Genomic DNA, 18,414 nt, shown 5'->3' with positions numbered 1-18,414 from the left:
GCCTGGAGCGGAGGAGCGTGCAGGCGTATGCTGCGGCGCCCCGTCCGGCGCATCCGCACTCTGAGTCAGCCGCGAAGAAAACAAGAATCAAAAATCGTCATTTCTGCTCTGCAGTGCGCTGCTCGCAGCCGATGTGCGAGAGAATTCGTGTCTTCTCCCGCGGGTAGTCAAATCAATAAGCTCAGCGAACTTTCATGAAAAGCCAGTTCAAGTTCTTCCTGAAGGGCGGCGAAAGTGTTTTATTCGACGCCGCGAATAATCAGTTGCATATAGGCTCGGATTCGGGCGAGCCACGCGCAGTGACTATTTCCTATTCGGAATCGCGCTTGCTGCAACTTCTGCTGGATAGTCCGGGAGAGACCCGGAGTCGCAACGAGATAATGGAGTACGCCTGGGATAATCGCGTCGTCGCCGCCGGAAGTCTTAATCAGGCGATATTCACCCTGCGCAACCTGATCGACGACGGCACCGACCACGAACTGCTGCAGACAGTCCCGCGGCGTGGCTATCGGTTCAATGCGCAGTACCTGGCAGCCGAGCCCGAGTCTGCATCCGTATCGGCATCGGCCGTCGCCGACGCGCCGGTCGGCCGCGTCGAGGAAGCAGGGCAGCCGATTGCCGATGTTCCGCCGATCACCCGTGGGCAGCGGCTGCTCGCCCTGCTCGATTCACCGAAGCTGCTGTTGCCCGCCTATGCAGCGATGTTCTGCCTGCTCGCCCTGGTGGGCCTGTCGCGCGGCGGTGCCTTCGACGGTGCCGCCTCGGACCTGGTGATCGAGGATGTGCCGGTGGGGTCGATGACCTACCACTTCGTCGGCGACAGCGCGGAGGAAAACGCCCGCAGCCGCGAGGTCTTCAAGCAGGCGTTGAATACCCGCGAGGAGGGCCTCGCCGGGCATGTCTGGATCAATCGCTCGAACCGGCTCTTTGATCTCAGCTGCATCCGCGCCGACGGTACGACGGCGAACCTGATCTTTCTCGAGGACAACCCGATGGCCAACCTGCAACTGGAAATGGTTCGGCGTTGCCTGAGGGGCCAGCCATGACGTTGAGCCGCTACAAGCATGCCTTCATCCTCGGAGCCCTCGCCCTGCTGGCGGTGGCCGGCCTGGTGATCGACCGTCCGGCCTACACCCGTGGGGTTTCCTATCACGGCGCCAACAACATCCTGCTCAACGATGGGACCCTGATGCGGTCGGAGGAGCGGATCATCATCGGTGATGTGTTCAGCTTCGCCGCCATGGAGCGCGTCGCTTCGGAGGTGAACTATGGAACCCTGGTGGCGGAGGTCGTCGATTCCGGCCCGCGCAATCTCGACCTGCGCCTGCAGAAGGCCAATACCAGCCGTGCCAGGCCGATGGAGCGGATGAGCGAAATCCCGGACCTGTTCTTCGGCCGTCAGTACGGCCTGGCCACGGGGGCGATGCTGCGCCTGGAGTTCCTGCCGGTGCCGGGCAGCGGGGTGATCTGCTACTACGCCCGGGAAATCGACAATGTTCGCTGCCTGAACCGCTGAACGGGCCGGGGTGGCACCCTGCATCGGCGCCTGCCTTCAGGAGGATTCCCGCAGGCGGAGTTCGCTGCGTTCCAGGAGCGCCCCGGCCAGGCTGCGGGTTTCCAGGGCGAGCACGATCATCGGCCATTGCAGGCGGACGACCTTGATGCGGGTGAGGGTATCCGGCGAACGCTGGATGACCAGGCTCTCCCCGGGAGTGAGGCACAGGACCCGCATTTCGAACCTTCCATGGCGGTTGTCGTGCCGATTGTCGAAGGCGCGGCGAGCCTGATGCGAATCAAAAATGCTCATTGCCGCTTGCCCTGCGCGGGCCGTCGGACGCGCCCCGGCGCCAGGGCGGCGCTGAGCGCAAATGAGGATTGCTGATTTTCATTTCCGCATCTCCTTTTCGAGAATCCGACCGTCCCGCGGTCGATGACCCGAGGCAGGCCATGGCCTGCCGGGAAACGCCGGGGCCAGTCTTGCTACGAGAAGGGGCGTCGAATGAAGTTCTTACCTGTCATCAGGCTTGTCTGCTGGGGCGTCTGTTCGGTCCTGGTCGCCCTGTCCTTCGGGGTCATGGGCAGTTCCATCATCGGCGGGTTGCTGATGCTGTCCGGCGCGGTCTGGCTGTGCCCGGCTTCCTGGCGGCCGATAGAAAGCCTGTCGGGGAAACAGGGCAGTGGCATAGCCTTGGCGATCCTGGCGGTGCCGCTGTTCCTCCTCGGGGTGCATGTCGCCACCCATGCCGACTACCCGGACCAGGCATCCAGCCTGCTGCGCCTGCTGACCGACGCGGACGCCGTGATCCCGCCCGACGCCCGCCCCCGTCCGGAGGTGAACCCCGGCGCGCTGAACTTCTTCCGCCACATCATGGAACAGGACTACCTGATCGCCCTGGCGGGCGGGACGTCGGCGCTGAACACCCTGTCGATGGTCAATCCGGTGGAGCGCCTGCCCAGTTCCAAGCTCGCGCGGCTCTATGAAGACGACGAGGCGGCCATCGATCCGCTCTACAAGGGCCGCAGGCTCATCGTCAGTGGCGAGATCCTCGCCGTGCGCACGGACTTCGCCGATGACGTGGTCGTCGAACTTCCCGGTGCCGACGAGCTGTTCAACGTCCAGGCGAAACTGCACGGCGATCCGCAGAAATTCCCCGGGCCGGTGATGGAGGGGAGCTACGTGAGCCTGTACTGCACCCTGTTCGGCAAGGTCGCCGGGGGCAGCGCCAGCAACCTCTACCTGACGGACTGCACCAGGGTCGATTTCACCCCCGATGCCAGGGCCTATGCCGACAACCTCACCGAAGCCTTGCGCGGCTGGCTGAACACCGGCGGCAAGCACATTTTCCCCTCGGACAACGCGGCCACCTACTTCCTCGTCACCTACCTGTCGGGCACCCAGCTGCCAGCGGACAATCCCTGCCTGCGCGAGGAGGTCCTGGTGGAGGAGTGCGTGAGCTCCCTGGAGGACATGCAGGCCGGTGCACTGTTCGAGAAGGCGCGAGGCGACCTGCGGCGCTGGCAGGAGTGGCTCGGCCTGCCGACGCAGGACGGCTATGTGCAGCTGAGCAGCCGCTGATGGGACTGTCCTTCCGGACCCTGTTGGCCTGCTGCCTGATCGGCTTGGCCATGTCCGCCCCCACGCTGGCGGCCGAGGTGCACCTGCGTAGCCACTGGTTGCAGCCGATCGACGACGAGGACAGTTTTGTCGGTGTGCTGAGCCGCGACGAAGACGGCGACGCTGTTGCCGCGGAACTGCATCTGGAAGCCTTTCGCGATGGTCTGGCACTCGGCGAGGAGGTGCACCGGATCGCGCTGCCAGAAACGGTGCGGCTGTTCGCCTTCCCACTGGACGAAGACGTCGACTGCTACCGCGTGATCGCCGTGGTGGGCCTGGATGCCGTGGGTGACCCAGTCTCGGCCGAGGACGGCTCGATCGCGCCTGACGAGTGCGAGGCCCCCGAACTGCTGCCCGTCGGGACGTCCCGGCCGAGCTGAGCGATCAGACCGACAGCTGCACGTCGCGCTGGCCGTCGATGCGTTGCACGCCACGGCGGCTCACCACCAGTTCGCCGATGGCGATCAGGCGGCTGCGGGTGACATTGCGGCTGAGGCCGAGCAGGTTGGCGGTGTGCACCTGGTTGTAGTGGCAGTGGCGGTAGGCCGCCCGCAGCAGCGCGTCTTCCACCTTCTGGTGGAGGTTGCCGGCCTGTTCCGCGAAGAGCCGCTGGAAGGCCTGCTGCAATTGCGCGTCGGCGCCGCCTTCGCCGGCACGGGGCTCGTCCGGGCGGTCGATGCGCAGGTTGGACAGGTGCAGGTCGGCGGCCTGGATCACACCGTCTCGGCAGATCAGCAGAGTGTGGTGGATGACGTTCTCCAGCTCGCGGATATTGCCCGGCCAGGAATAGCTGCACAGTTTTCGTTCGGCCTCGGGGCCGAGTTCGCTGCGGCCGTAGCCGAGGCGGCGGCTGTATTCGTCGATGAAGTGGCGGGTCAGCGGCAGGATGTCGCCGGGACGCTCGCGCAGCGGGCTGAGTTCCAGGCTGACGACATTGAGCCGGTAGTAGAGATCCTCGCGGAAGTGCCCGGCATTGATCGCCTTCTCCAGTTGCACGTTGGTCGCGGCCAGCACCCGCACATCGATGGGGATGCTCTTGCGCGAACCCAGGCGTACCACTTCGCGCTCCTGCAGCACCCGCAGCAGCTTGACCTGGATGGGCATGGGCAGGTCGCCGATCTCGTCGAGGAACAAGGTGCCGCCGTTGGCCTCTTCGAACCAGCCGGCCTTGGCCGCCAGGGCGCCGGTGAAGGCACCTTTCTCATGGCCGAACAGCTCGGCTTCCACCAGGGATTCGGAGAAGGCGCCGCAGTTGACCGCCACGAAGGGGCCGTTGCGGCGTCCGCTGAGGTTGTGCAGATGGCGCGCCACCAGCTCCTTGCCGGTGCCGGTCTCGCCGATGATCAGCACGCTGGCCTCGCTGGGCGCCACTTGCTGCAGGTGTGCCAGCAGGGCCTGGGACTTCGGGTCCTCGAAGACCTGGGCGGTGGCCCGCACCGAGGTGGCCAGGGCCGGGGATGGGGGTAGGGTGAGCAGGCTGGAGGGAGCTTGGCGCGGTGCTTTCATGAGTAGAAGGTCGGCTTCGGCAGAGTCTGGTTGAGGGCCCACTCGCCCAGCTCGCGGACCTTGTAGTCCACCGGGTCGTGCAGGGTCTGGGTACGCAGGTTGCGCCAGTGGCGGTCCAGGCGCAGGGCGGCATGGGTGGAGCGCGCGCCGGTCACTTCGAACAGGCGGCTGCACAGGTCGAGGCCGGTGCGGGTGGCCGCCACCTTGGCGGTGGCGATGGCCAGGGCCAGTTCACCGCGCTGGGCGTCGCCAAGGTCGGGGCCCTGGTTCCAGGCGGCATCCAGCAGGGTGGCAGCCCGTTGCACCAGGGCCCGCACGCCTTCCAGGCCAACCCAGAATTCGCCGTAGTGGGCCAGCACATAGGGGTCTTCGCCGATGTGGCTGGCCGGTGACTTGAACCAGGGGCGGGCCTCCTTGAGGGTGTAGGCGCGCGCTTCCTCGAAGGAGCCTTCGGCGATGCCGAGGAAGATGTGGGTGAAGATCAATTGCGCGATCAGCGGACGCAGGCAGGCGAAGGGCGTGCTCAGCGGGCCCGGATCCAGCAGCAGTTCATTCTCCTCGACCCGCACCCGCTCGAAGGTGGCGCTGCCGCTGTCGGTCTGGCGCTGGCCCATGTTGTCCCAGTCGTCCGCCAGGCTGATGCCGCTGCGCGCCGTGGGCACGGCAGCGATCAGCAGCTTGCCGGTTTCTTCGTCGAGGCCCGAGGCGATCAGCATCTGCGAATCCAGGGCGCCGGAGCAGAAGCTTTTCCTGCCGGAGAACTCGCGCCAGCCATCCTGCTTCTTCACCGTGGTGCGGGTGTCCAGCGGATTCAGGGCGTTGCCCCAGAACCAGCGGTGGCGTGCGGTGAGCTGAAACCAGGGCTGCCACTGCTCGGGGCGGGAGAACAGGCGCACGGTGGCCAGCATCAGGTGCTGGAAGCCGAAGACGTGGGCGATGGAGCTGTCCACCCGCGCGAACTCGCGCACCACGTTCAGCGTGGTCTGCCAGTCCTGGCCCAGGCCGCCGTCTGCCTCGGGAATGATCAGCGAGAGCAGGCCGCTCTGGCGGATGGCGTCGCGTTCGGCCTTCGGCGTACCGCCGCGGGCATCGCGCTCGGCGGCGGATTCGGCGAACCCTGCCGCCAGTTCGCGGGCGATCTCCAGGGGCGAGGGGAGGGTGAGATGCTGCGGGGCATTCACGCGGAGTACCTCTTCAGATGAGTTGCTTGTCATGGGGGTGCCCCTTCGCCTGGGAAGGGGCGGGGTGGTTCAGCTCGCGGCGGCCCTGGGCAGCACGTCGTTGGCGATCATCTCGCCGAAGGGGCCGGTGAGGTTGGTGACGCCGCGACCGGCCAGGCTGGCGTAGGGTTCGGGTAGCAGCGGGAAGACCAGTTCGGCGAAGCGATAGGCTTCTTCCAGGTGCGGGTAGCCGGAAAAGATGAAGCTTTCGATGCCGAGGTCGGCGTATTCCTTGATGCGTGCCGCCACCTGCTGCGGGTCGCCCACCAGGGCGGTGCCGGCGCCGCCGCGCACCAGGCCGACGCCGGCCCAGAGGTTGGGGGCGATTTCCAGCTTGTCGCGTTGGCCGCCGTGCAGCGCGGCCATGCGCCGCTGGCCTTCGGAGTCGAAGCGGGCGAAGGATTGCTGGGCGGCGGCAATGGTCTCGTCGGAGATGTGCTCGATCAGCTTTCCGGCGGCGCGCCAGGCCTCTTCGGCGGTCTCCCGGACGATCACGTGCAGGCGGATGCCGAACTTCACCGTGCGGCCATGGCGGGCGGCGCGTTCGCGCACGTCGGCGATCTTCTTCGCCACCGCCGCCGGTGGTTCGCCCCAGGTCAGGTAGACGTCCACCTGCTCGGCGGCCAGGTCATGGGCGGCCTCGGAGGAGCCGCCGAAGTACAGCGGCGGGTAGGGCCGCTGGATCGGTGGGTAGAGGGCCTTGGCGTTTTCCACATGGAGGTGTTTGCCCTCGAAATCCACCGACTCGCCCTGCAGCACGCGACGCCAGATGCGCAGGAATTCGTCGGTCACCTCATAGCGCTCGGCGTGGCTCTGGTGGATGCCGTCGCCACGGTTTTCATCCGGGTCGCCGCCGGTGACCACGTTGATCAGCAGGCGACCGCCGGAGAGGCGATCCAGGGTGGCGGCCATGCGCGCGGAGACGGTAGGGGAGATGATTCCCGGGCGGATCGCCACCAGGTAGCGCAGGCGCTCGGTCAGCGGCGCCAGGGCCGAGGCCACCACCCAGGAGTCCTCGCAGGAGCGGCCGGTGGGGATCAGCACGCCGTGGTAGCCGAGGCTGTCGGCGGCCTGCGCGACCTGCTTGAGGTACGGCAGGGAAACCGGCCGGGCGCCCTGGCTGGTGCCGAGGAAGTGGCCGTCGCCGTGGGTGGGGAGAAACCAGAAAACGTTCATGTCAGGTCCTTCAGGCGATCTTCAGCAGGTCGGCGGCATTGCCGATGAACAGCGGCGCGGCGCGTTCGGCGGCGAGGGCGATGCGGGCTTTCAGGGCGTCGCTGGCGATCTGGTAGTTGTCGAAGTCGGCCTCGGAGGCGTAGACGCCGATGGGCAGGGTCAGCGACTGGAAGAAACTGAACAGCGGGCGCAGCTGGTGATCCAGGACCAGGGCGTGGCGCTCGCTGCCGCCGGTGGCGGCGAGCAGCACCGGGGTGTCGACCAGGGCGTTGAGGTCGACCAGGTCGAACAGGTGCTTGAACTGGCCCGGGTAGGAGCCGCGATAGACCGGCGCGGCTACCACCAGCAGGTCTGCGGTCTCGATGGCGCGCAGCTCGTGCTCGACGGTCTCCGGCAGTTCCTTGCGCGACAGGGCGCCGCCCACCGAACGGGCGATATCGCCCAGTTCGATGAGATGGCTGTGGATGGGCAGGTGCTTGCCCAGTTCGGCGACGATGGCTTGGGTCAGCACCAGGGTGCGGGAAGGGCGGAAGGTGCTGCCGGTGACAGCGACCACTTTGATCGGCTTGGTCATGGGGTATCCCTTGTGATGTTGCGCTGTGTGCAGAGGGATAGAGCAAGGGGCGTACCAAGGCGCCAACTGTGCGGAATCAGGGCAGTTCGGCGCTGTTTGCCGGGTTGTCGCTGGTCGATTGGCAACAGTTGTGCTGATGGGGTGTTGCTGTGGCAACAGTTCGTCATGAGGAGGGCGCCTTCGCCGGCGCCATCAGCGGCAAGGCCGGCTGGTCGAGGCGGCCAATGGCGGCACGCTGTTCTTCGACTCAGGTGGGAAGAACGGTTTTTTGACTCACAGAATTTACAATCCTGCAAGTTTTCGCCGGCCTCCTCCGGACGGTGGCAAACAGCGGATTAACGGATGGCACCTGTCGTGAAGGCTCTATATCGGGCCTTCCAGGAATTGGTGATAGCCCCCGAAATGGGTGGTGATAGCCCCGAAGTACCACGCATTATCATCTTTGTAAGAAGATGTTTCAGTGAAAAGTTAATACAAAACAAATAGTTGATCGACGTATTGCCTCTGAAGTTGCCAGTCCGACGGTCGCTTGACAGTGTTTCTGGCCAAATCTTTATTCAGGTATGTAAGAAATTGTTTCCTGGCGCGGCAGCTGTACCGTGAGGGCGGTCTTGGCCGGGGAACGATGAAGGTTTGGGAGAACGTCATGAACGCTGGTTCGCAAGTCTGGTTCCAGGAGGCGATTCCGCCCGCTTCGCTGCACCTCACCGAATATCACGGTCCGCCGGGTCGATGAACCCGGCGTCGGCGTCTTCGCGCCGACCCTCTCAGGGATAGAACCTCCTGCTGAAGAGCATGAATCGCGCTAGCACCAGCGTCGCTTGAAGGTAGGCGTCATCTAGTCCCCCAAATCCCGCAGTCAAGTCGAAAGCGTGGCGTCCCGTGCCTGATGCCATGGCGCACGCCCCTACGCGGTAGGAATTGAGGAATCAGCAAAATGGCCAACTTCAACCTGTCGGACCTGGATTTCATCCTCCAGCAGATACTCATCGCCGAATCCCACGCTGCCGGCCGTAATCTCCGTGACCTGCTGCCCAACGTGCAGGTGCCCTGGGGACTACGCACCATTGATGGTTCCTTCAACAACCTGGTGGCCGGGCAGAGCGCGTTCGGTGAAGCGGACAACATATTCCCGCGGCTGCTCGACCCGGTCTTCCGCACGGCCGACAGCAACCCCTTCGTACCGGGGTCCGCGCCCACCAGCTATGCCCAGACCAGCGGCACGGTGTTCGACAGTCAGCCGCGGATCATCAGCAACCTGATCGTCGACTTCACTGTCAACAACCCGGCCGCGCTGGCCGCCGCCACACAGACCCCGGGTGCCACTACCGTGTTGAGCCCCGGCCTCGACGGGACATTCGGCACCGCGGATGACGCGTCGACCTTTTTCATCCCCAACGTTGCGCCGGATGCCGGGCTGTCAGCACCGTTCAACGCCTGGATGACCTTCTTCGGGCAGTTCTTCGACCACGGCCTGGACCTGGTGACCAAGGGCGGCAACGACATCGTGTTCGTTCCGCTGCAGCCGGACGATCCGCGCTTCGTGGCGGGCAGCCCGACCAATTTCATGGTGATGACCCGCGCCACCCAGTTCGGCGGGCCGGGCCTGAACCAGAACACCACCTCGCCCTTCGTCGATCAGAACCAGACCTATACGTCCCACCCCTCGCACCAGGTGTTCCTGCGCGCCTATGAGCTGAACGCCCTGGGCCAGCCGATGGCCACCGGCAAGTTGATCACCAACCGTGATCTGGGCGTCGATGGGCGTTTTGGCACCGCCGACGATGTGGAAATCGGCGGCATGGCCACCTGGAAGGTCGTCAAGGCCCAGGCCCACGACATCCTCGGGATCAATCTGACCGACGCCGATGTATTCGACCTGCCGCTGCTGGCCACCGACGCCTATGGCAACTTCATCAAGGGCCCGAATGGTTTCCCGCAGGTGGTGATGAAGGGGTTCGATGGCATCGCCGGGACTGCCGATGATGTGCTGGTGGAGGGCAATCCGCTGGCGCCGATCGACCTGACCAATGCCGTGCGCACCGGGCACCAGTTCCTCATCGACATCGCCCACAGTGCCGATCCCACCGGTGGCCTGGTGGCCGACGCCGACACCGTGATCAACGCCGGCAGTCCGCAGCCGGCAGGCACCTACGACAACGAGCTGCTGGATCAGCACTACATTGCCGGCGACGGCCGGGCCAACGAGAACATCGGCCTGACCACCGTGCACCATGTGTTCCACTCCGAGCACAACCGCCTGGTGGAGCAGACCAAGAGCACCTTGCTCTCTCCCGGCGCCCTGGCCACGGCCGATGATCTGGCCACCCTGAACCAGTGGCTGCTTGTGCCGGTGACCATTTTCCCGGTCGCGCCTGCCGATATCGCCGCCCTGCAATGGAATGGCGAGCGCCTGTTCCAGGCTGCCAAGTTCGGCACCGAGATGCAGTACCAGCACCTGGTGTTCGAAGAGTTCGCCCGCACCATCCAGCCGCAGGTGGACGAGTTCCTCGCTCCCACGGGCTATGACACCACGATCAACCCGGCGATCGTCGCCGAGTTCGCCCACACGGTTTTCCGTTTCGGCCACTCCATGCTGTTGGAAACCGTGGATCGCTTCGATGCCGCCTTCAATCCGGTCACCGTCGACCCGCTGCACCCGACCAACGCCCAGCAGATGGGGCTGATCTCCGCCTTCCTCAACCCGCTGGCCTTCGCCGCCAGCGGCCCGATTCCGGAGCAGGCGGCCGGCGCCCTCGTACGCGGGCTGACCCGTCAGGTCGGTAACGAGATCGACGAGTTCATCACCGAGGCCGTGCGCAACAACCTGGTGGGGCTGCCGCTCGACCTGGCTGTGCTGAACATCGCCCGTGGTCGCGACACCGGCATTCCTTCGCTGAACGCCGCGCGCCGCGAGTTCTATCGCATGACCGGCGATGAACAGTTGACGCCCTACATCAGTTGGGTGGATTTTGCCGGCCATCTGAAGCACGTGGAGTCGCTGATCAACTTCATCGCGGCCTACGGCACCCATGCCAGTATCACCGGCGCCACGACCCTGGCTGCCAAGCGCCTGGCTGCCATGGAACTGGTGCTGGGGACCGATCAAAACGCCGATGGCCTGGTAGCCACCGACCGCCTGGACTTCCTCAACAGCACCGGTGTCTGGGCCAGCGGCGCGGATGGCGTGACCACGACCGGCCTGGATGCGGTCGATTTCTGGATCGGCGGCCTGGCTGAAGAGAAGATGCCCTTCGGCGGCATGCTCGGCTCCACCTTCAACTTCGTCTTCGAGACGCAGTTGGAGTCGCTGCAGAACGGCGACCGCTTCTACTACCTGGCACGCACCGCGGGGCTGAACTTCGGTGCCGAGCTGGAGAACAACTCCTTCGCCAAGCTGGTGATGAACAACACCGACGCCGTGCACCTGGCGAACGCGATCTTCTCCACCCCGACCTGGAACCTCGAGGTCGACCCGACCAAGCAGTTCAATCAGGGCGTAATAGCCGGTGCCGACGGCATCGTCGGTACCCTCGATGATCTGCCCGGCGGCAGCGACCCCACTGGCGGCACCGCGATTGGCGCGGTCGAGATCATCCCGCTGGTGATCCGCGACAACCCCAATACGGTTGGCGCGGACACCAACTTCCTGCACTACACCGGCGAAGACCACATCGTAATCGGCGGCACCGTCGGCAACGACATCACCATCTCCGGTGATGGCGACGACACGCTGTACGGCGATGAAGGCAACGACGAACTGGAAGGCGGCTACGGCAACGACACCGTGATGGGCGGCGCCGGCGACGACATCCTCACCGATGCCGGGGGCGACAACCGCATGGAGGGTGGCGCCGGCAACGACGTGATCGTGGTCGGCAACATGATGGCCGGCGGCGGCGGCAACCTGATCCTGGGCGGTGATGGCAAGGACTTCATCGTCACCATCGAAGACATTTCCACCACCTTCGGCGGCCAGGGCGACGACTTCATCTACAGCGCCAAGACCAGCCTGCCGCCGACCGGCAACGAGGGTGACGACTGGATCGAAAAGGGCACCCAGGATGGCGCGCCTGGCGACAACTTCGCCCCCCTGCTGGCTGACAACATCATCGGCAACGACATCTTCATCGGTGGCGGTGGCTTCGACGAGATGATCGGCGAGGGCGGCGACGACATCTTCGTCGGCAGCGATGCCCAGGACAAGATGGACGGCATGTCCGGCTATGACTGGATCACCTACAAGAACGACCGGATCGGCGTGACCGTCGACCTGGCCCTGGCGGCCTTCCTCGGCATTGGTGAGGTGGGTGACCACCTGGCCTTCCCGGTCGCGCAATCGCCCGCCTCGATCTTCGACCGCTTCGCCGAAGTGGAGGGGCTTTCCGGCTCGGCCTTCGCCGACATTCTGATGGGTGACAACGCCGATGCGGCAGCGCTCGCAGGGGTCACAGCGACGGGCAACGTGCTGACCAACCTCGACCTGATCACCGGCTTGCGGGCATTCCTGGGTGCCGCCGCAGCGGGTCCGGATGGCGTAGTCGGCACGGCTGACGACCAGTTCGGCACCGGCAATATCATCCTTGGCGGCAGCGGCAGCGACATTATCGAAGGCCGCGGCGGCGACGACCTGCTCGATGGCGACCTTTCGCTGAACGTACGCATCAGCGTGCGCGCCAACCCCGACGGTACCGGGGCCGAGATCGCCACCTTCGACAGCATGATCGACCTCATTCCGCTGATGCTGAACCACACCTTCACCCCCGGCCAACTGGTCGCGGTGAGGGAATTGCTGACCGGCACCGCGGCGTTCGACACCGCCAACTACCGGGGACTCACCGCCGAGTACATCATTACGCCCAACGCCGACGGTTCGTTCACGGTCGCCGACCAGGTCGTCGGCCGCGACGGCACTGACCGCCTCACCAACATCGAGCGGGTTCAGTTCTCCGACGGCGCCGTTGTGCTGGTCCCCGGTCTGAATGCCGAGCCGGTGGGCGCGCTGACCATCACCGATACCAATGGCGGGGCGCTGGAGGTCGGCGACTTCCTCACCGTGTCGAGCGCGGGCGTGACCGATGCCGACAACCCCGGCGGCACCATCACCAACGTCAACTTCGTCTGGCAGGTTGAGCGAATCGCAGGGTCCGGTGTGTTCGAGGACATCATCGCCGCGCCGGCCGGTGACCTTGCCTTCCAGAGCGCCAATGGCATTCGCTTCCGCATCACCCCGGATGTGGCTGGATTGGTGCTGCGGGTCAAGGGGGTCTATGCGGACGCCCTTGGCACGACCGAGCAGGTGTTCTCTGCACCCACCGCCGCCGTGGCGCCCTTCGTCCCGCCGCCGCCGACCTTCGTTCCCGATCCGGGACCGGGCGTCACGCAAAGCGGGCCGGGCATCCAGCTGGTGCGTTCGGACCTGAACTTCATCCTCGACCAGATCCGCATCGCCGAGGCCCATGCCGCGGGTGTCGACCTGCTGTCGCTGGTGCCCAACGTGCGCGCCTCGGCGGGCCTGCGCACGGTGAGCGGTGAGTTCAACAACCTGCTGGAGTTCTCCGGCATCGACCAGAGCCAGTTCGGCGCCGCCGACAACCTCTTCCCGCGGCTGCTGCCGGCGGAGTTCCGTCCCGCCGAAGCGGGTACCACCTATGACTCGGCCGTCGATGTGACCGACTCCCAGCCGCGCACCATTTCCAACCTGATTGTCGACCAGACCGCCACCAACCCGGCGGCGCTCGCGACGGCGTTCGATCCTGGCGTGGACGGTGTCCTCGGTACGGCTGACGATGTGCTGAAGGACGGTGTGCAGGTGGTGACCGGAACCCGCACCGACGGCTCGACCTTCCAGACCTTCTTCTTCGCCAACGAAAAACCGGATGCCGGCCTGTCGGCGCCCTTCAATGCCTGGATGACCTTCTTCGGGCAGTTCTTCGACCATGGCCTGGACCTGGTCACCAAGGGCGGCAACGGTATCGTGTTCATGCCGCTGAACCCGGATGACCCGCGCTTCGTGCCCGGCAGCCCGACCAACTTCATGGTCCTGACCCGCGCCACGCAATTCGCCGGTCCCGGGGCGGATGGCATTCTCGGCACCGCCGACGATACGCGGGAGAACCAGAACACCACCTCGCCCTTCGTCGACCAGAACCAGACCTACAGCTCGCACCCGTCGCACCAGGTGTTCCTGCGCGCCTATACGCTCAATGCCGCTGGTGATCCGGTGGCCACCGGCAAGCTGATCACCAACCGTGACCTGGGCGCCGATGGCGTGTTCGGTACGGCCGATGACCGCGAGATCGGCGGCATGGCCACCTGGAAGGTGGTCAAGGCCCAGGCCCACGACATCCTGGGGATCAACCTCACCGATGCCGATTTCGACAACGTGCCGCTGCTGGCCACCGACCTCTATGGCAACTTCATCAAGGGGCCCGGTGGCATGCCGCAGGTGGTGATGGTGGGGCCGGACGGCCTGCCCGGCACCGCTGACGATGTGCTGGTGGAAGGCAACCGCGCCGCGCCGATCGACCTGACCAGCGCAGTGCGCACCGGCCACCAGTTCCTCATCGACATCGCGCACACCGCCGTTCCGGTGGACAGCCAGACCGGCGCGGCGCTCACCCCGGATGCGGACACCGTCATTGGCGGTACACCTGCGCCCGGCACCTACGACAACGAGTTGCTGGATGCGCACTACATGGCCGGTGACGGCCGGGTCAACGAGAACATCGGCCTGACCGCGGTGCACGCGATCTTCCACTCCGAGCACAACCGCCTGGTCGAGCAGACCAAGTCCACGGTGCTGGCCAGCAATGACCTGGCCTTCATCAACGAATGGCTGCTGACGCCGGTGACCACCTTCCCGACCACCGCGGCCGAGATCGGTGCCCTGGAATGGAATGGCGAGCGCCTGTTCCAGGTGGCCAAGTTCGGCACCGAGATGCAGTACCAGCACCTGGTGTTCGAGGAATTCGCGCGGACCATCCAGCCGAACGTCGACCCGTTCTTCGCGCCGACCCAGGTCTATGACGTGGATCTCGATCCGTCGATCGTCGCCGAGTTCGCCCACACGGTTTACCGCTTCGGCCACTCGATGCTGACCGAATCGGTCGATCGCTTCGACGCCAACTTCAACGTCGTCGGCGACGCCGATCCGCTTGCCGCGGGCAATCAACAGCTCGGCCTGATCCAGGCCTTCCTCAACCCCCTGGCCTACGAGGCCAGCGGCCTGACGCCCGAGGAAGCCACCGGTGCCATCGTTCGCGGTGTGACCCGCGAGGTCGGCAACCAGATCGACGAGTTCGTCACCGAGGCGCTGCGCAACAACCTGGTGGGCCTGCCACTCGACCTGCCAGCGCTGAACCTCGCCCGGGGCCGTGATGCCGGGGTTCCGTCCCTCAACCACGCCCGTGCGCAGTTCTACACCGCCACCGGTGACAGCAACCTGAAGCCGTACACCAGCTGGGCCGACTTCGCGATGCACCTCAAGCATGCGGAGTCGCTGATCAACTTCATCGCGGCCTATGGCACCCATGCCAGCATCACCGCGGCCACGACCCTGGCCGACAAGCGCGCGGCGGCGTCCGCCATCGTCCTCGGCGGGGCTACTGCGCCCGCCGACCGCCTGGACTTCCTCAATGGTCCGGCGGCCACCACGGGCCTGGATTCGGTGGACTTCTGGATCGGCGGCCTGGCCGAGAAGGTCACGCCCTTCGGCGGCATGCTGGGATCGACCTTCAACTTCGTGTTCGAGAACCAGTTGGAGAAACTGCAGGACGGCGACCGCTTCTACTACCTGGAACGCACCGCCGGCATGAACTTCAACGCCGAGCTGGAGGGTAACTCCTTCGCCAAGTTGATCATGGCCAACTCCAGTGCGACCCACCTGCCGGCCATCGTGTTCAATACGGCGACCTGGACGCTGGAGGTCGATCCGACCAAGCAGCACACCGCACTGAACGATGCCGGCCTGGATGGTATCCAGGGAACCCTCGACGATGTCGCGGGACCGGACGGCATACTCGGCAACTCCGACCCGCTCGGCGCCAGTACGATGCTCCCGCTGGTATCGCGCGACAACCCGACGACGGCAGGGCTGGACACCAACTACCTGAAGTACAGCGGTGAAGACCACATCGTGATGGGCGGTTCGGCCAATGCCGACATCCTGCGCTCCGGCGATGGCGACGACACCCTCTACGGCGACGGCAACAATGACCGCCTGGATGGTGGCTACGGCAACGACTTCATCAATGGTGGCGATGGCGACGACATCATCACGGACATCGGTGGTGACGACAACATCAAGGGTGACAACGGCAACGACGTGATCCAGGGTGGCAATGGCGTCAACCTGATCCTCGGCGGCTTCGGCAACGACTTCATCGTCACCGGTGAAGACGCCAGCGAAGCCTTCGGCGGCCAGGGCAACGACTTCATCCTGGGCTCGAAGGCCAACGAACAGGACATGGGCAACGAGGGTGACGACTGGATCGAGGCCGGTACGTCCGACGGTGCGCCTGGCGACAACTTCGATCCTGCCGGCAACGACCCGGTCCCCGGCAACGACATCTACATCGGCAGCGGCGAGAACGACAAGTTCAACGCCGAGGGCGGTGACGACATCATGGTCGGCAGCCCTGGCATGGGCGACCGTTATGTCGGCGGCTCCGGCTATGACTGGGCGAGCTTCAAGAACGACACCATGGGCGTCACCGTCGACATCGATGGCCGCTTCTTCGACCAGCCGGCGCTGCCGGGCTCGGGAGCCTCGGTGCTGACCCGCATGGACTTCGTCGAGGGGATTTCCGGTTCGGCGTTCAGTGACATACTGCGCGGCGACAACTCGAGTCCGCTCACCCTGCCGACTGCCGGCGCCAAGGGCAGCGTGCTGACCAACCTCTCGCTGATCTCCGGCCTGCAGGCCTACCTCAACGAGGTGCTCTCGACCGCAACGGTGCCCGCGGTGACCTTCTTCGATGGTGGCAACATCATCCTCGGCGGCAGTGGCAGCGACATCATCGAAGGTCGTGGTGGCAATGACGTGATCGACGGCGACAAGTGGCTGAACGTGCGCATCAGCGTACGCACCAACCCCCTCGATCCGACCACCGAGATCGACAGCGCCAACAGCATGACCACCCTGGTGCAATCCATGGTCTCGGGCCGCTACAACGCCGGGATGCTGGTGGCCGTCAGGGAAATCGTGCAGGGCGACGACTCGATCGACAGCGCGGTGTTCAGCGGCGTTGCCAGCAACTACACGGTGACCATCAACGATCGCGGCACGGCCGACCAGCACGACGACATCATCACCGTTACGGATAACACCGGTGTCGACGGCACGGACACCTTGACCGGTATCGAGCAACTGGAGTTCTCCGATAGCAGCCAGCTGCTGGTGACCGGCCGTAACGCAGCCCCGACCGGGGTCGTGACCGTCAACGACAGCACCCCTGATGTCGGGGCGCTGATGGAGGCCTTCATGGACGGGATCAGCGATCCCGACAACCCCGGTGGCAGCGTGACCGGACCGGTGACCTATTTCTGGCAGGCCGAAACCGCCGCGGGTTCCGGGGAGTTCGTGGACATCACCACCTTCGCGGCCGGTGAGCTGACCCGGGCCACCAGCAAGACCTTCCGCATCACCGCGGATCAGTTGGGCCTTGCCCTGCGGGTCAAGGCGATCTACCGGGATGCCCACGGTGTGCTGGAAACCGTGTTCTCCAATGTCACGCCGCCGGTTGTTCCGACCGCCAACGATGCGCCGACGGGAGCCGCGGCCATCAGCGATGTCTCGCCGACCCAGAGCCTGGGGCTGATCGCCTCCCGTGGCAGCATCTCGGATCCGGATGGCCTCACCAACACGGTCTTCAACTATCGGTGGCAGTCTTCGAGCGATGGCGTCACCTTCACCGACATCGCCGGGGCGACCCAGCCCGGATTTACCCCGACGGCGGCGCAGGTTGGCCTTAGCCTGCGGGTGGTGGCCAGCTTCACGGATGATGGCGGCACCCTTGAATCGGTCACCTCGGGCGTTACGGGGGTCGTCGGTGCGCTGATCAATGGCACCTCCGCTGCCGAAACGCTGGCGGGCACCATCGGCGCCGACCTGATCAACGGCGGTGACGGCAATGACACGCTGCTCGGTGGCCTGGGCGATGACGCCCTGAACGGTGACGCCGGTGATGACGTGCTGATAGGCGGACCAGGGGCCGACACGATGATCGGCGGCCTCGGCAATGATGTCTATGAAGTCACCGACGCCGGCGACCAGGTTCTCGAGGCGGCCGGTGGAGGCCATGACACGGTCTCGACGTCGCTCAACAGCTACACCCTGAGCGCCAATGTCGAGGGCCTGTTCTTCGGCGGCAGCGGCGACTTCGTCGGCATCGGCAACGCCCTGGACAACGTCATCGTCGGCAGCGTCGGCAATGATGTGCTGGTGGGCGGTGTCGGCGCCGACATGATGGCCGGCGGCCAGGGCAATGACGCCTATAACGTCGACAACCTCGGGGATGTGGTCAGCGAAGACGCCGGCGGCGGGGTGGACTGGCTGGTGACCACCTTGGCCAGCCATACCCTGGGCGCCAACCTCGAGAACCTGATCTTCGATGGCAGCGCCGACTTCACCGGTGTCGGCAACGCCCTGAACAACGTGATGATCGGTGGCAGCGGCAACGACATCCTGATCGGTGGCGCGGGTGCCGACACCATGAGCGGTGGCTTGGGCAACGATATCTACGAGGTCACGGATGCCGCGGATGGGGTGAACGAACTGGCCGGCGGTGGGCGCGACACGGTGTCGACCTCGCTGGCCAGCT

10 protein-coding genes are annotated in these 18,414 nt (G+C 65.3%); 5 read left to right on the top strand and 5 right to left on the bottom strand.

Translation table 11 applies throughout. The features are described 5' to 3' along the window. The first annotated feature begins 194 nt into the window (after positions 1-194). Positions 195-1,046 (top strand): winged helix-turn-helix domain-containing protein, encoded by an 852-nt coding sequence (locus ACFW0H_RS22590; RefSeq protein WP_422916087.1) that lies wholly within the window; start codon positions 195-197, stop codon positions 1,044-1,046. Then, positions 1,043-1,516 carry a hypothetical protein gene (locus ACFW0H_RS22585; protein ID WP_422916086.1) on the top strand — a complete coding sequence of 158 codons (474 nt, stop codon included), beginning with the start codon at positions 1,043-1,045 and terminating at the stop codon, positions 1,514-1,516. Before ACFW0H_RS22590 ends, ACFW0H_RS22585 begins: the two co-directional genes overlap by 4 nt. Positions 1,517-1,552: 36 nt before the next feature. On the opposite strand, the gene ACFW0H_RS22580 is transcribed toward ACFW0H_RS22585, so the two are convergent. Next, positions 1,553-1,732, bottom strand: coding sequence for a hypothetical protein (locus ACFW0H_RS22580; RefSeq protein ID WP_422916085.1), 180 nt, complete (start codon positions 1,730-1,732; stop codon positions 1,553-1,555). Between the two features lie 267 nt (positions 1,733-1,999). Between ACFW0H_RS22580 and ACFW0H_RS22575 the strand changes: the two genes are divergently transcribed. Further along, positions 2,000-3,076, top strand: coding sequence for a hypothetical protein (locus ACFW0H_RS22575; protein ID WP_422916084.1), 1,077 nt, complete (start codon positions 2,000-2,002; stop codon positions 3,074-3,076). Continuing rightward, positions 3,076-3,495, top strand: a complete 420-nt coding sequence (locus tag ACFW0H_RS22570) for a hypothetical protein (RefSeq protein WP_422916083.1) — start codon at positions 3,076-3,078, stop codon at positions 3,493-3,495. The genes ACFW0H_RS22575 and ACFW0H_RS22570 overlap by 1 nt, the downstream gene beginning before the upstream one ends. 4 nt (positions 3,496-3,499) lie before the next feature. On the opposite strand, the gene ACFW0H_RS22565 is transcribed toward ACFW0H_RS22570, so the two are convergent. From ACFW0H_RS22565 to msuE, 4 genes are read right to left on the bottom strand one after another with little or no spacing between them, the layout of a single operon-like run. Continuing rightward, on the bottom strand, positions 3,500-4,621 hold the full coding sequence (locus ACFW0H_RS22565) for a sigma-54 interaction domain-containing protein (protein WP_422916082.1): 1,122 nt from the start codon (positions 4,619-4,621) through the stop codon (positions 3,500-3,502). Beyond that, on the bottom strand, positions 4,618-5,835 hold the full coding sequence (locus ACFW0H_RS22560; protein WP_422916081.1) for an acyl-CoA dehydrogenase family protein: 1,218 nt from the start codon (positions 5,833-5,835) through the stop codon (positions 4,618-4,620). The genes ACFW0H_RS22565 and ACFW0H_RS22560 overlap by 4 nt, the downstream gene beginning before the upstream one ends. 36 nt (positions 5,836-5,871) lie before the next feature. After that, positions 5,872-7,017: an FMNH2-dependent alkanesulfonate monooxygenase gene (gene ssuD / locus ACFW0H_RS22555; RefSeq protein ID WP_422916080.1), complete on the bottom strand. Its 1,146-nt coding sequence runs from the start codon at positions 7,015-7,017 to the stop codon at positions 5,872-5,874. A gap of 10 nt (positions 7,018-7,027) precedes the next feature. Beyond that, the gene (gene msuE, locus ACFW0H_RS22550; RefSeq protein ID WP_422916079.1) at positions 7,028-7,591 is read right to left on the bottom strand and encodes an FMN reductase; all 564 of its coding nucleotides are present in this window, start codon (positions 7,589-7,591) and stop codon (positions 7,028-7,030) included. Between the two features lie 937 nt (positions 7,592-8,528). Between msuE and ACFW0H_RS22545 the strand changes: the two genes are divergently transcribed. After that, a partial coding sequence (locus ACFW0H_RS22545) for a peroxidase family protein (protein WP_422916078.1) occupies positions 8,529-18,414 on the top strand: 9,886 nt, incomplete at its 3' end.

The sequence above is a fragment of the Metapseudomonas cellulosilytica genome, from assembly GCF_049334135.1.
In the GTDB taxonomy this organism is placed as follows: domain Bacteria; phylum Pseudomonadota; class Gammaproteobacteria; order Pseudomonadales; family Pseudomonadaceae; genus Metapseudomonas.
The sequence above is the reverse complement of the archived record's forward strand: the minus strand, read 5'-3'. Positions and strand labels throughout refer to the sequence as shown.